Origin of the sequence: Streptosporangium sp. NPDC048047, assembly GCF_040653115.1 — a bacterium.
Lineage (GTDB): Bacteria > Actinomycetota > Actinomycetes > Streptosporangiales > Streptosporangiaceae > Streptosporangium.
Genome location: NZ_JBEZNH010000012.1, coordinates 150642 through 164303, shown reverse-complemented (window position 1 = coordinate 164303; position 13662 = coordinate 150642). Strand labels below are relative to the sequence as shown.

Here is a 13662-nt window from a genome sequence, read left to right as displayed (position 1 = left end):
GGAGAATAAGGCCGGGCCGGTTCTCCGTCCGAAAGAGGGCCCAAAACAACGGAGCGCCACCCTTCTCCGGTCGCGGTGACAATCGGTGATCGATTTAGAAAATTTTTCGCGCTTCTCGACACGGACAGACCGCAGATGTACTTTGATCTGTGGCCGATCCGGCATCGGCAAGACGCACCAAAGGGCACGAAAGGGGTCACGGGTGCCGTCAACAAAACAGGGGCAAAGCCGGCTTGGATCATCGTCCCATATCGCCTCCCTGGTAAGGGAGGAGATCTTGGAGGAGTTCTGCAGAGAACTTCTGGGCTCACTGAGCCGGCGAGATCAGCGCAGGTGGGGGTGGATGTATATCCGAGGACTCCTCGTCTCCGACGGGCGGAAATCAATGCGCAGCATAGCCGCCACCTGTCGCCAGCCCGCCTCCCAGCAGAACCTCCAGCAGTTCGTCAGCAACTCCACCTGGCAATGGATGGAAGTCCGCCGTCGGCTGGCGAGGATTATCTGCGGAAATCTCAAGGTATCCTCGTGGGTCATCTCACCGCTTGTCATTCCCAAGGCGGGCAGCAATACCGTCGGAGTTGACACACAATTTGTCTCCCATTTAGGAAGATCTGTCAACTGTCAGCGGGCGCTCGGCATATGGCTGGCGCAACCCGGGATGAGCTGCCCGATGGACTGGCATCTCGTCCTGCCGCCGAGTTGGGCCGACGACACCTTCCGGCGCCGTTCCGCCGCCATTCCGTCGGATGTCAAGAGCGGCTCACCTTGGGGGATAGGTCTTGACGCGCTTGTCACGATCATCAACGACTGGGGGCTGCCGGTGCGGCCCGTCGTCCTGGACGCCCGCGAGGCCGACGCCGCGGAGGCGATCGCCGAGCTCCACCGGCTGCGCATCCCGTTCATCGTCCGGGTGAACCGCGCGACCCGGTTCACCCGCACGGGATGGGGCGACGGCCGGCGTCACGAGGAGACCGGGCAGTCGGCCGAGTCCCTGGCCAGGTACCTCAAGGAACAACGCAGGGTGGTTCAGTGGCAGGACACCGAGCAGAACGCGAACCAGGGGGTGCTGGCCGCCGCGATGCACGTCGACGTGCCCGGCGCCGAGACGGAGCCGAACCCCTCCGTCTCGCCTTTCGCGCCGGTCAGCACCGACCTGCCGCCGGGACGGCGGGCGTTCGTCCTCATCGCGGAGTGGCGCGACTCGGTCCAGGGCAGGCCCAGCTTCTGGGTGTCCAACCTCACCCGCATGTCGGTGCCGTCCCTCCTGGCCTGCGCCAACCTGGGCCGCCAGGTCTACCGGGACCAGGAGCGCATCAGCAGGCTCGTCGGTCTGTACGACTTCGAGGGCAGGTCGTTCGGCGGCTGGCACCGGCACGTCACCCTCGTGTCGGCCGCGCACGCCTTCATCGTCCTGAACCGGCTGCACACGCTGCTGGGCGAGACCCCCCGGGCCGGAGGCGCCGCCACGACAAGGAACGTGAAATCTCCTTGGCAGGAGACCTGACTCATCTCCTGACAAGAGACCTGACTTGAGGATCGAGGTCACTTGATGACGCACGACAGGCTGAGCGCGCTGCTGCGGGAGGCGTCCCGCCTCGAACACGACATCCGGAACGGGGAGGGACCGGATCTCGGCGAGGACGTCGCACGGCGGCTGCGCGACAGCGTGATCGCCCCCTTACGGAGGACCGTGGGCGGGGACGGCGGGCCGGGCGGCTCGGGCGACGGTGGCTCGGGCGACGGTGTGCGCGCGGGCGGCGGCGGTGTGGACGGCGACGGCGGGGCGGGGGGCGATGGCGGCGGCGCGGGCGAGGGCGCCGGCGGCACGCCCTCGGAACGGCTGTGGACCCTCACCCTGGCGGCGACCGAGGAGCGGGCACGGGCCGCGGGGGAGGCGGACGCCGGGCTGCAGGAGGCGACCGCCGCGCTCCAGGCGCTCTCCCTCCTGACCGCCGCCGGAAGCGGCGACGGGGACGGAGGCGGGACCGGGGCCGGAGGCGGGAACGAAACCGGGGACAGGGGCGGCGCGGGAAGCGGCACCGGAGCCGATGCCGGAGCCGAGCGCCTGGCGGAGCTGCGCCGCCTGATGGCCGGGGTCGAGAGCGGGATCGAGGTGGCCGAGGACGGCCCCTACCTCGCGGCCAACGTCACCCTCTACTCCTGGCTGGGAGAGAGGATCGCCACGTGCCCCCAGGTCGCCCTGTGCCGGTGCGGCGCGTCGGAGACCAAGCCCCTGTGCGACGGGAGCCACTCCCGGATCGGCTTCTCCGGCGCCAAGGACCCCAAGCGGGTGCCCGACCGCCAGGACTCCTACCCCGGCGTCGGCGTGACCGTGCTGGACAACCGGGGGATCTGCGCCCACTCGGGCTTCTGCACCGACCGGATCTCCTCGGTGTTCCGGCTCGGCCAGGAACCCTTCGTCGCGCCCAGCGGCGGGCGGGTGGACGAGATCATCGCGGCGGTGCGCGCCTGCCCGTCGGGCGCGCTGGGCCTCTCGATCGACGGCCAGGAGGCACGCGAGGTGGCCGACCCGGTCAGGGAACCGGCCGTCGAGGTGTCCAAGGACGGGCCGTACCGCGTCACCGGGGGCGTCCGCCTGACCGGTGAGGGCGGCGCCGCCGTACCGCGCAACCAGGGCGCCTCGCTGGAGCACTACAGCCTCTGCCGGTGCGGGCACTCGCTCAACAAGCCGTTCTGCAGCGGCATGCACTGGAACACCTCGTTCAAGGACCCGGTGCCGGACCCCGACGCCGAGGTCACGCTGTTCGAGTGGGCCGGAGGGCTGCCCGCGCTCACCCGGATGACCCGGCTGTTCTACGGGAAACTCGTCCCCGAGGACCCGCTGATCGGCCCGCTGTTCGCGAGCATGTCGCCCGACCACCCGGTCAGGGTCGCCAAATGGCTCGGCGAGGTCTTCGGCGGTCCGCGCGCCTACAGCGAGGGGTACGGCGGGTACGAGCGGATGATCTCCCAGCACGTGGGGAGGTGCCTCACCGAGGACCAGCGGGCGCGCTGGGTGGCGCTCATGTGCCGGGCCGCGGACCAGGCGGGGGTGCCGCAGGACGCCGAGTTCCGCGCCGCCTTCGTCGCCTACCTGGAGTGGGGGTCGCGGATCGCGCTGGAGAACTCCCAGCAGCAGGCCCAACCGCCCGCGCACATGCCGGTGCCCCGCTGGTGGTGGGTGTGCGACGCCACGCCGGGAGCCCGCGTCTCGGCCCTCGCCGTACAGGAGGAGAAGGAACCGGTGGCGCTGCCCGCCGACGGCGAGGCGGTCTCCTACGGCTCCCACATCAAGTCCCTGTTCCGGCCGCAGGACCGCAACGCCATGCGGTTCGCGTTCGACCTGTGGTCCTGCGAGGACGTGCGGACGCACGCGGAGGAGATCCTGAAGCGGCTGCGCGGCGGGACCATGCCGTGCGACGGGGCGTGGCCGGCCGAGTGGGTCACCGCCTTCGAGCGGTGGGTCGAGACCGGCATGGCCGAGTAGGTTCCGTTCTCCGGCCCCCTGGACACCCCGCACGGCGGAGATCCACGGAGTGGAACCCGGAGGCGCCGCTCCGGCGGGCGCGTCCCCGCGGCCCGGGAGAGGGTCCGCGGGGGCGCGCCTCGTCTCGGAGCCGGCCCGGCACCCCGGGCGAAAGGCCCGGGGGCGCGCCGCGGGGCCGCAGGAGTGTGGGGCGCGCCTCGACGAGGGGGCCGGCTCTCAGCCGCTCGCCCTGGCGATGACCTCCTCCGCCGTGAGGGGGGCCCTGGGGTGGTGGGTCAGGCACATCGGGACCCGGGTCTTGCTGAAGGCCCTCCCCTCGGGGGCCAGGTAGAACTGGCCCGCCGTCAGGCGGGAGACGTCGGTGACCTGCCCGCCCTTGGTCCGCGCCATCTCCTTGGCCGCCTCGATCTGGGCGGGGGCGTTGAGCAGGCCGAAGAACTGGGTCGCCGCGTTCCCCGGGACCTGGTTGTGCAGCCCCTTGGGCGCCTGGGTGGCGAACACCAGCCCGAGCCCGTACTTGCGCGCCTGGGCGGCCAGCACCAGCGTGCTCCGCGTGCAGGGGGTCATCGCGCCCGACGGCGCGAAGGTCTGGGCCTCGTCCATCACGAACAACCCGCCCAGCGGGCGGTCCCCGGCCGGATGCCTCCTGATCCAGGCGAACAGCGCCAGCTGCAGCTGGTTGACGAACCCCTGCCGCTGTTCGTCCGACTGCAGGCCGACGAAGCTGATCACCGACACACGCGCCCGTCTGCCGGGCGGCGGGGTGAGCAGGACGCCGGGGTCGGCCGGGGTCCCGGCGCCGGCGAACAGCGGGTCGTTGACCATCGCGGCCCTCAGCGTCTGGGCCAGCCCGGCGCCGATGCGCCCGGCGTCGCCGAGCCCGCTCACCCCGTCGGGCAGGTCGGCCAGCAGCTCGACGAGACCCGGCAGGCCCCGCCCGCCCGCGCGCCCGTAGTGCGCGACGGCCTCCCGGAGGACGGCCCGCCCGATCAGGGCGTTCTTCGTCTTCGAGTCGAGCTTGGCGCGCGGCACGAGGGAGGAGACGGCCGCGTCCACCGCGGCGGCGAACTCGTCGGCGTCCCCGGCGACGGCCGCGAGGTCGGGGAGGGGCTGGAAGCTGAGCGGCCGTCCGGCGACCCGGCCCGGCGTCCAGACGACGACGTCGGTGGCGGCGAGGTACTCCGCCGCCTTCTCCGCGTCCCCGGGGCCCCACCGCTCCGGCGGCTCCGGCCAGCCGTCCCCGAGCCGCGCCAGGTCGTTGTTCGGGTCGAGCACGATCGCCGAGACGCCCTGGAGCGCGCACTCCTCGACCAGGCGGCGGATGAGGACGGTCTTGCCCGAGCCGGAACCGGCGAAGACCACCGCGTGCTTTCTGAGCGCCTCCAGTTCGATCCCGACGGGCCGTCCCCCGAGGACGGCGACCCCGAGCGGGATGTACGGCACGCCGTCCCCGGCCCCGGTGACCACGCTCCCGCCGACGGGTCCGGCGGCCGGAGCCTCGATGATCATGGATTCCGGACCTCCGGGGCCGGTGGTCACCGGGGCCGGGGCCGGTGGACCGGTGTGCGCGGGCGCCGGGGTAGCGGCGCCGACGGTCACCGGTTCGGACGGCGCGTGTCCGGTGTGCGTCGTCCCGGCGTCGTCCAAGGTCTCGGCCAGCAGCCTGACCTCCCGGGCCGGTCGCCGGGCGGCGAGCCAGGCCCGCAGGTCCGGCGGGTTCTCCGCGTACAGCTCCCGCAGCGCGGCCAGGATCCTGAGATCCTCCTCGTCCACGTCCAGCATCCGCCCGCCCGCCCGCTCGAACTCGGCGAGCGCGGCGACCGTACGGGGCCCCTTCGACCAGGGGATCCCGCGCAGCACGAACAGCCGCCTGCGGGGGACCTCCGCGGTCAGCCCGGCCATCACGGCGGCGGCGCGCAGGCGGCTCAGCGCGGCCACCGGGTGGGGGGCGGCGATGGCGCGGAACGCCCAGTGCGCCTCGTCCTCGGTCTCCTCGTCCAGGGTGAGCCGGAGGCGGGCGTGCAGCGGCGGCCTCTTGCTGGGCGGCGGATCGACGCTGAACCGGCGCCCGGCGTCGCCGAGTCCGTCGATCCACGCCGACAACCCCGCCGCGAGCAGCGCGGGCATCACCGCGTCCTCGACGTCGGCGTCCAGCGCGTCGAGAACATGAGCCTTCCGGCGCAGCTCGGCGAACCTGGCCTCGATGCCGGTGAAGTCGTGGCTCCGCCGTACGGGCTCCCGATGCGGAGCCCCGGCCCGGTCGAGCCGGTCCAGCTCACGCACCTCCTGGTCGACCACGCACCCGGTGACGTGCTCGTCGATCCTGATCAGCAACTGCCGGGGGGTGTACTCGCCGGCGTCGTCGAAGGCGGCCGGCCGTACGGGCCACGTCGGGTGGGGCGGGGTGAAATCGAGCTGGGCGAACCGGGCGGCGAACCGCTTCTCGACCAGGGCGCGGGCGGTGCCCGCGTCGGGCAGCGGCTTGAGGTGCGGCATCGGCCGGAAGCGGTCGCGGGCGGTGTCGGTGGCGTACTTCTCGATGAGGGTCCAGGTGTGCGGCAGGCAGGAGACGACGGTCAGGGTCCTGCGGGTGACCTCGCGCAGCGCCATCAGGCCGCCCGCCACCTGGTCCGCCACGATCAGGTCGCGCCAGTCGTGCACCGCCGTACTGTCACTGGAGATCGCGGACTGCGCGACGAGGACGTCGATCTGGTCGACGGCGATGACGGACGGCCCGGTCAGCGCGAGGAGGCGGGAGAGGTCCCTGACGATCTCCTGCGGCGTCTTCGGGAACTGCCGGATGCCCCAGGCCGCCCTCCCGCCCGGCTCCTCCTCGGGCAGCGCCTGAAGGAACCCCTCGCCGACGTCCTGCGCGCGATGGTCGGCGCCCGCGCGCAGGACGAGGGCGCGCAGGGTGTCCTTGGCGTCCTTGCCGACGTGCGGGTTGAACCGGCGCAGCGCGTCGGCGAAGGCGTCGAGGCTTCCGGGCGTCACCCCGCGGTTCCCGATCACCTCCCGCCGGACCCCGCGCGGCACGTCGGCCAGTTCGGCCAGCCGCCGCAGCAGGACCTTGAGCTGGCTCTCCCCCTCGTCGCCGTTCCGCGAGAGGCCGTCCAGCATGGACAGCAGCGTGCTCTCCCAGAAGGTCCGCGCGTCCAGCAGGCCGACCAGGAAGAAGTAGCCGCCCTCCCGCTGGATCCGCTCGCGGACCCAGCCGAGCAGGTGGGTCTTGCCGGTGCCGCGCTGCCCCTGGAGGACCAGGCCGATCGGGCTGGTGGCGCCGCCGCCGACCACGTCGGCGATTCCGCCGAGGACGCGGCGCTCCACCACCGGGTTCAGTGCCTCGACGTGGAAGGACGAGGGGCTCCAGACGTCCTCCGGCCCCTCGGCCCAGTTGAACCTGAGCGCCTGGAGGGCTTCCAGCTCCCGGCCGCTCATCGCGCCCCGATCGAGATGAGGTGCTTGTCCTGGTCGCCGATGACCACCGCCGCGGCCCTGTCCTCGGGGGTGAGCGTCTTCTGGTTGTTCTCCGGCACGATGCTGACCTCCGGCAGGTGGATCATCCCCTTGAGCGCCCGGTCCACCTCGGCTCTCCCGAACCCGCCGAGCAGCGGCCGCAGGCGGGCCAGGCCGACCCAGGCGCCGGGCCGGGGGGCCAGTTCGGCGTAGGCGACGCGGATGCGTTCGGTGACGTCCGCCTCCCCGGCGGGAGGTCCGGCGACGTCCGGTGCCTCCTCCACGGGGCCGTCCTCGTCGCCGCCCGGGTAGAGGTCGCTGCCGGGGTGGAAGAAGTCGGCCGGCGCCTGTCCGGTCCGCGTCAGGAACCGGCTCAGCCCCGTCAGCAGGGCGCGGCACATCGCCCCGGCCGAGCCGCTGGGCAGCGGGATGCCCGCCTCGATCATCTCTCCCATCCGGGCCCAGCCGTGGTCGGTCAGGGTGTGGACGAACGCGCGGCCCTGCTTGCGGCTCTCGACGAGTTTGAGGCCGTTCAGCTTCTTGCGGGATTCCCCGTCGAGTTTGAGGCCGTAACGCTCCTGGAGTTCGGGGTTGGAAATCCCCTCCGTCTCCGCCATCAGCACCACCAGCACCGACATTTCCGGAAGCTTGAATTCTTTTTCGGTCATGTCCTCATCCTTCTGACGGGCCACGGCGGGCTTGGAGGAATTTCCTCAGTTCACGCAGTACGGAGGGCAGGTCGTTCATGACGCGGTCGTTGTCGAAACGCAGGACCGCGTAGCCGTCGCCGCGGAGCCGCGCGTCCCGCGCCCGGTCCCGGGCGCGGTTCTCCGGACCGCGGTGCTCCGGGCCGTCGAGCTCGACGACGCAGCGCTCCGCCCGCCACAGCAGGTCCACCCGGATGGGGTTGAGCAGCGGACCCGGCTGGTACGTCTGGTTCCAGGCCCGCCCCGCGGCCCAGGCGCAGGAGCCGAGCGCCCGTTCCAGCGCGGACTCCACCGTGCTGCCCGGGTGCGGGCGCCCCCCGGCGGGGGATCCGGCCGGTCGCGCGGGCGTCCCTCCCGAACCGCGGGACCGTCCGGGGCCCGGAGACGGCACGGGCGGCACACCCGGTGCGGGGCGCGCGGGCGGTGCGATCGGCGCGGGCCGCGCCGGTGGCGTCCGCCGTGACGGGAGCGGCCCCGGCTCCACGGTCACCACCGGCACCCCGCCCGGAGAAGCGGGGCCCGCCCCGGTGAGCCAGAACCCCAGGCCACCGTGGCGGATGAGCCACTCTCCGGCCTCCACCAGCCTCTCCTCCCCGGCGGGGGGAAGCCCCTCGGGGACCCGGACGAGGATCGCCGTGCGCGTCCGCCCGAAGCTCACGGCGTACGCCAGGGCCAGACCGGCGGCGCGCACCTCGGCGGGCGTCCGGGGAGGGTTTCGGAACGTTCCATCGACCAGAGAGCGCGCGGCGAGATCGGCCAGGAAGGGGGCGAGACCGCGCCTGCCCGCCGCCATCCGCCCGGCGAGCTCCCGTACGGCGAGCACCGCGGCGCCTCCCGCGCCGCCCACGCCCTCGGCGCCGGGCAGCCAGGCCGGGAAGAGGGCGATGACGGCCCGCTCCAGCTCGTCGAGGACGGCGCCGACGATCTCACTCGCGGTTCGCGCCTCGTCGACGAAACGACCGGGCCGTTCCCGTCCGGGAAAACGGGCGGGCCGTTCCCGCTCGGGAAAACGGACGGTCTCAGGGAAACGGGCGGTCTCGGGGAAACGGGTGATCCGTTCCCCGTCGGCGGCGCGGGGGATCCGTGCCTGGTCGGCGGAACAGGTGAGAACGGCGGGAAGACCTTCGGGGAGCGCGTCCGCCGCCACCTCCACGGGCGCGGAATCCATCCGGCGCACCCGGACGACATGTCGCATCGGCACTTCGGTCCACGACTGCGCCATGCCGTTTTCCTTTGACATATGGACGCTTCGACCTTGCCGAGGTTAAGGGAGCGAACACGGTTACGCATGCGTTTTCAGTGAATTGTCACGGAAATCCACCGGCTCCACTTCTGCGGCCCGGTGACCGGCTCCCGCGCCCCATGACCGGCACCTCCACCCCGTCCGCGGAACCGCACCGCGCCGTGTCGTCCGTACCGGCGAGCCGGGGTGACCGTCACGGACGGCGTACGGGAAAACCGCGCGTCCGTGAGAAGGCGGGCGTACGGTGAACCCATGCCGAAGGCACGCCTTTCCGGTGCGGAGGCCACCATGCTGGCCACGCTGTACTGCAGGGCCCTGGACGCCCGGTCGCCGCGTCCGATGCTGGGCGACACACTGGCCGTGGCGGCCCTGCGGGAGATCGAGTTCGACCCCGCCGACACGGGGGTCCGCCGCGGTGACCACGTCACCATCGCCCTCCGGGGCAGGTTCCTCGACTCCTGGACCCGCGACTTCCTCGCCGGCCACCCCGAGGCGACCGTGCTGCACCTCGGCTGCGGCCTGGACAGCCGGGTGCACCGCGTCGATCCCGGTCCGGGCGTGCGGTGGTACGACGTGGACCGGCCCGCTGTGATCGACCTCAAGCGGGAGCTCTACCCGGCGCGCGACGGCTACGAGCTGGTCGCCGCATCCGTGACGGACCCCGCCTGGCTCGCTGAGGTGCCCGCCGACCGTCCGGTCCTCGTCGTCGCCGAAGGCCTGACCATGTATCTGGAGGAGGACGAGGGCCGGGCGCTCTTCCGGCGCGTCGTGGACCGCTTCCCCTCCGGACGGTTCGTCTTCGACGGCTTCAGCAGGCTCGGCGTCCGGATGCAGCGGGCCAACCGGATCGTCCGGAAGGCCGGGGCCACCCTCCACTGGGGCATCGACGGCTGCGCGGAGCTGGAGACGATCGCCCCGGGCCTGCGGTGCACGACGTCCATGAGTGTCTTCGACGACCCCGGATACACCGGGCTGAGCCGGGGATATCGGGCGCTCGTGGCGTCGGCCCGGCTCCTGCCCGTGATGCGGCGGATGTCGGTCTACTACCGGCTGGACTTCTGACCCGCCCGGGACCTCGCCCGGGCCCCGGACTCCGCCCCGGCCCGCCGTACGGTGAGCCGCCGTGGCCGGTTCGCCCGCGGCCACGGCGGTCCGGGGCTCCTCGGCGGCGGCGCGAGGGGCCCCACCCGGTGGAGGCGGGAGGCGCGCACCGCCGGACGGCGGGCGGTCAGCGGCGGCGGGCGAGCGTCCACAGGGCGAGGGCGGCTCCCGCGACCACCCCGACGCCCGTCGCCGTGCCGACGGCGAAATCCGCGCCGTCGTCGCCGCCGAAAACGCCCCGCATGACCCATCCCGCGGCGATCACGAGGAGCAGCCAGGCCGCCAGGAGCAGCAGGAACCGCACGCTGAGGAACAGCCGCCCGCCGGGCGCCGGGGGCGGTGAGCCGATCTCGGCCGCCGGGCCCTCGGAGGCGGCCCCGGGGCGCTTGAAGTACTCGTAGAGGAACCAGGTGCCGCAGGGCTCCCAGCCGTCCGGGGCGAGCCGTTCGGTCACGGCGCGCCTGCCCTCGGGCCACACCGTCTCCCGGCGGTACTCCCAGCGCTGCGGCCGCTCGGGGTCCCGGCGGCTGACGAACATGCCGCGCCGGTCGACCCGGTCGACCTCCCAGCCCTGCCCGCCGAACTCGTTGAGCCGCCGCTCGTCGGCGAAGATGTCGGCCGTCCACGACCAGCTCTCCCCGGCGGAGGCCGTCCGGTCGTCCCCGCCGGCCGCGTCGCCCTCGGTCACACCGCCGAGGCTGTCGGCGAAGGCGGCGACGGGGCCGAACTCCTCCTCCGGGGCGGCGCCGCTCTCCGCGACGTGCCCGGCCAGCTCCTCGATCGTGGAGGCCACCCGCTCCGCCGGGACGCCCCTGTCGCGCAGCAGCGCCGCCAGCTCGTCGAAGTAGTCGCTCATCCGGCCGCTCCCTTGGTCAGCATGGCCCGCACGGATTCGTCGAAGGCGAGCCACAGCCCGCTCTGCTCGGTCAGCGTCTCGCGGCCCCGCTCGGTGAGCCTGTAGTAGCGGCGGCCCGGACCGCGCTCGGTGACCCGGAACTCGGCGGCGAGCAGGCCCGCCTCCTCCAGACGGTTGAGCACCGGGTAGAGGGTTCCGCCCTTGATCTGGCCCAGTCCGGCCTCGGCGAGCGTCTTGGAGATCTCATAGCCGTAGCTCTCGCCCTCGGTCAGGCTGGCCAGCACCAGCAGGTCGAGGACACCTTTGAGCCAGCTCGCGCGTCGGTCGGTCGCCATGACCTCATCCTCGCACGGTAGCGATGCCATCTAGCGTGTCACGCTTACCAGCCGGGGTGAGGAGCAGCGAGCGGATGTCGACGACGGCGTGCATGACGACCGGGAGCAGCAGGCTGCCGGTCCTGAGGTAGAGCAGGGTGAGGCCGAGCCCGGCCACCGCCACCATGGCCATGCCCCGCCATCCCTGGTAGAGGTGGCCGGCGACGAACACCGCGAGGGCCAGGCCGGCGGCGACGGGAAGGGGCAGGCCGAGCACGCGCGTGCCGAGCGCGATGAGCAGTCCCCGGTAGACGATCTCCTCGCAGATCCCGGCGCTGACGGAGAGCGCCAGGGCGCCCCGCCGCTCGGCCGGGGTGCGCGGCAGCATCGCCCGGAAGGCGGCCTGTCCGGGCACCGGCCTGCCCGCCCTGGTCATCCGGACGGTCACCAGCACGACCACCGCCGAGGCGACCGTGAGGCCGATCAGCATCCCGGCGGTGGTCTCCGGGTCGGCCGGGAGGACGAAGCCCGCACCGGCGAGGTCCAGCTCCGGGGACAGGCCGACGATCAGGAGGGCCACCGCCGCCAGCGCCCACAGCTCCGCCGTCCACGCGGTGAACATCCGGACCAGGATCCGCCCGTCCCGGTCGCGCTCGCGCTCCAGGCGCGCGTAGGAGCGCCTGCCGAGCCAGGGGCTCACGAGGGCGAGGTGGACGACGAGGGCGGCGGCGAGCACCAGGGAGGGCATGGGGGTCCTTTCGTCGTGTGTGCCACCTAGAAGATAGAGCAAGCTAGTTAGAAATACTACCTAGATAGATGGACGACTTTCCAGGCCGGATGGAGACCCGCCCGGTCCGTGGGGAAGACTCGGCATGGATCTCCGTCGGCCGGGCTCCGCCCCGCCCCGGACCGCTTCTCCGCACCGGGCCGGCCCCGCGCCGGACCGGCCCCACATCGGACGGGGCCCGCGCCGGACCGGCCCCACGTCGGACGGGGCCCGCGCCGGACCGGCCCCACACCCGAGGGGACCTGCGCCGAACGGGGATCCGCGCCGAGCAGGAAGGGACCGCATGCCCGAGACCACGCCCCCCGCCCCCGCCTTCCGGACACCCGAGGCCGGGAGGCGCTTCGCCGCCGCCTACGCGCGCGTCCTCGCGCGATGGCCCGCCGCCACCGAGGAGATCGACGTCCGCTCGGAGTACGGCACCACCCGGGTGCTGGCCTGTGGGCCCGCCGACGCGCCCCCGCTGGTGCTGTCACACGGCGGCGGGGCCACCTCGGCGGTGTGGTTCGCCAACGCCGCCGCCCTGGCCTCCGCGCACCGCGTCTACGCGATCGACCGGATCGGCGAGCCGGGACACGGCGCGCGGGGCGACAGGCCGATCCGCGACGAGGACGACCTGCTCGACTGGCTGGAGGCGACGTTCGCGGGTCTCGGGCTCGACCGCGCGGACCTGTGCGGGCACTCGTACGGGGCCGAGATCGCCCTCGCGTTCGCGCTGCGCGCGCCGCACCTGGTGCGCCGTCTCGCGCTCCTCGACCCCACCCGGTGCTTCACCGGGTTCAGCCCGCGCTACCTGCTGCGTGCCCTGCCGACGCTGCTGCGCCCGACGCCCCGGCGGGTGCGCGCCCTCACCGCCTGGGAGTCTGGGGGAACGCCCGTGGACGAGGGCTGGCTGGAGCTCTACGTCTCGGGTGCGACGGACCTCCCGCGCTCGAGGATCATCCCCATCCGCCGTCCGGACGCCGCCCTGCTGCCGACCTCGGCCGTGCCGACGCTCGTCGTGGCGGCGGAGCGCAGCCGGGCGCACGACGCCCGCGCGGTCGTCGCCGGTGCGCGGCGGCTGATGCCGCACGCCGGGACGGCCGTGCTGCCGGACGTGTCGCACCACGGGATCCCGACCGAGCGGCCCGAGGCGCTGAACCGCCTGCTGCTGGAGTTCTTCGCCCCCGAGGACCCCGAGGACCTCACGTAGGGTGGGCGATCGTCGAGAGCAGCGCGTTCTCGGCCTGGCGCGAGTCCAGGCGGGTGTGCTGGACCACCACGGGGACGTCGCTGCGGAGGACCGAGGAGTACGGCGTGTCACGCGGCACGGGCTCGGGGTCGGTCAGGTCGTTGAACCGCTGGTGCACCGTCCGCCGCGCGGGCACCGTCACCCGGTACGGCCCGACCGGCTCGCGGTCGGCGAAGTACAGCGTGATCTCGACGTGCGCGTCCTCGTCCGCCGCGTTGAGTATGCACGCGGTCTCGTGACTGAGCATCTCCGGCTCGGGGCCGGTACCGCCGGAGGGGATGTAGCCCTCCGGGATGGCCCATGTGGTGGTGCCCACCGCCGTCATCGCGCCTCCTGCCCCCGCATCCGGCACGCGTCCGTCGCCGTCCTCGCCGCTCTCCGGACCTCCGTGCGTCCGGCGGACCTCTGCGTCCGCCGTCACCCCCGGCCATTCCCGGTTCGCGTGCGTGTGTACCCCCCGTCACGCAGGGAAACGAGTCCGCA

At 73.2% G+C, this 13662-nt stretch carries 11 protein-coding genes; 4 read left to right on the top strand and 7 right to left on the bottom strand.

What is annotated here, in order from left to right; all coding sequences use genetic code 11:
- Positions 1-85: 85 nt before the first annotated feature.
- Entirely contained in the window at positions 86-1504 is a 1419-nt protein-coding gene (locus AB0D67_RS13835) for a transposase (protein WP_362933765.1), read from the top strand.
- A 45-nt stretch (positions 1505-1549) separates the two neighbouring features.
- Positions 1550-3487, top strand: coding sequence for a CDGSH iron-sulfur domain-containing protein (locus AB0D67_RS13830; protein ID WP_362933762.1), 1938 nt, complete (start codon positions 1550-1552; stop codon positions 3485-3487).
- A gap of 216 nt (positions 3488-3703) precedes the next feature.
- On the opposite strand, the gene AB0D67_RS13825 is transcribed toward AB0D67_RS13830, so the two are convergent.
- From AB0D67_RS13825 to AB0D67_RS13815, 3 genes are read right to left on the bottom strand one after another with little or no spacing between them, the layout of a single operon-like run.
- Positions 3704-6925: a DUF87 domain-containing protein gene (locus AB0D67_RS13825; RefSeq protein ID WP_362933759.1), complete on the bottom strand. Its 3222-nt coding sequence runs from the start codon at positions 6923-6925 to the stop codon at positions 3704-3706.
- A complete protein-coding gene (locus AB0D67_RS13820; protein ID WP_362933756.1) occupies positions 6922-7611 on the bottom strand; it encodes a hypothetical protein in 690 nt (229 codons plus the stop codon). The genes AB0D67_RS13825 and AB0D67_RS13820 overlap by 4 nt, the downstream gene beginning before the upstream one ends.
- 4 nt (positions 7612-7615) lie before the next feature.
- Positions 7616-8872: a DUF559 domain-containing protein gene (locus tag AB0D67_RS13815; RefSeq protein ID WP_362933753.1), complete on the bottom strand. Its 1257-nt coding sequence runs from the start codon at positions 8870-8872 to the stop codon at positions 7616-7618.
- A 273-nt stretch (positions 8873-9145) separates the two neighbouring features.
- Between AB0D67_RS13815 and AB0D67_RS13810 the strand changes: the two genes are divergently transcribed.
- Positions 9146-9955 carry a class I SAM-dependent methyltransferase gene (locus tag AB0D67_RS13810; protein WP_362933750.1) on the top strand — a complete coding sequence of 270 codons (810 nt, stop codon included), beginning with the start codon at positions 9146-9148 and terminating at the stop codon, positions 9953-9955.
- Positions 9956-10121: 166 nt separating this feature from the next.
- Here AB0D67_RS13810 and AB0D67_RS13805 read toward each other — a convergent pair whose 3' ends face one another.
- Genes AB0D67_RS13805 through AB0D67_RS13795 form a run of 3 tightly spaced genes read right to left on the bottom strand, consistent with a single transcriptional unit; the run spans position 10122 to position 11912 of the window.
- Positions 10122-10850, bottom strand: coding sequence for a hypothetical protein (locus AB0D67_RS13805; RefSeq protein WP_362933746.1), 729 nt, complete (start codon positions 10848-10850; stop codon positions 10122-10124).
- The gene (locus AB0D67_RS13800; RefSeq protein ID WP_362933743.1) at positions 10847-11185 is read right to left on the bottom strand and encodes a PadR family transcriptional regulator; all 339 of its coding nucleotides are present in this window, start codon (positions 11183-11185) and stop codon (positions 10847-10849) included. The genes AB0D67_RS13805 and AB0D67_RS13800 overlap by 4 nt, the downstream gene beginning before the upstream one ends.
- A gap of 4 nt (positions 11186-11189) precedes the next feature.
- Complete coding sequence (locus AB0D67_RS13795) at positions 11190-11912, bottom strand: CPBP family intramembrane glutamic endopeptidase (RefSeq protein ID WP_362933740.1); 723 nt, start codon at positions 11910-11912, stop codon at positions 11190-11192.
- 322 nt (positions 11913-12234) lie between these two features.
- Here AB0D67_RS13795 and AB0D67_RS13790 point away from each other — a divergent pair, with 322 nt between their 5' ends.
- Positions 12235-13140, top strand: a complete 906-nt coding sequence (locus AB0D67_RS13790; protein ID WP_362933737.1) for an alpha/beta fold hydrolase — start codon at positions 12235-12237, stop codon at positions 13138-13140.
- Here AB0D67_RS13790 and AB0D67_RS13785 read toward each other — a convergent pair.
- Entirely contained in the window at positions 13133-13504 is a 372-nt protein-coding gene (locus AB0D67_RS13785) for a sensory rhodopsin transducer (protein ID WP_362933734.1), read from the bottom strand. The two genes, AB0D67_RS13790 and AB0D67_RS13785, sit on opposite strands and share 8 nt — an antisense overlap.
- Positions 13505-13662 lie beyond the last annotated feature (158 nt).

Bases quoted from the DNA above. Each gene is read 5' to 3' on its own strand.
- AB0D67_RS13820 (WP_362933756.1), bottom strand. From the start codon at position 7,611: ATGACCGAAAAAGAATTCAAGCTTCCGGAAATGTCGGTGCTGGTGGTG.
- AB0D67_RS13795 (WP_362933740.1), bottom strand. From the start codon at position 11,912: ATGCCCTCCCTGGTGCTCGCCGCCGCCCTCGTCGTCCACCTCGCCCTC.
- AB0D67_RS13830 (WP_362933762.1), top strand. From the start codon at position 1,550: ATGACGCACGACAGGCTGAGCGCGCTGCTGCGGGAGGCGTCCCGCCTC.
- AB0D67_RS13800 (WP_362933743.1), bottom strand. From the start codon at position 11,185: ATGGCGACCGACCGACGCGCGAGCTGGCTCAAAGGTGTCCTCGACCTG.
- AB0D67_RS13815 (WP_362933753.1), bottom strand. From the start codon at position 8,872: ATGGCGCAGTCGTGGACCGAAGTGCCGATGCGACATGTCGTCCGGGTG.
- AB0D67_RS13785 (WP_362933734.1), bottom strand. From the start codon at position 13,504: ATGACGGCGGTGGGCACCACCACATGGGCCATCCCGGAGGGCTACATC.
- AB0D67_RS13805 (WP_362933746.1), bottom strand. From the start codon at position 10,850: ATGAGCGACTACTTCGACGAGCTGGCGGCGCTGCTGCGCGACAGGGGC.
- AB0D67_RS13825 (WP_362933759.1), bottom strand. From the start codon at position 6,925: ATGAGCGGCCGGGAGCTGGAAGCCCTCCAGGCGCTCAGGTTCAACTGG.
- AB0D67_RS13790 (WP_362933737.1), top strand. From the start codon at position 12,235: ATGCCCGAGACCACGCCCCCCGCCCCCGCCTTCCGGACACCCGAGGCC.
- AB0D67_RS13810 (WP_362933750.1), top strand. From the start codon at position 9,146: ATGCCGAAGGCACGCCTTTCCGGTGCGGAGGCCACCATGCTGGCCACG.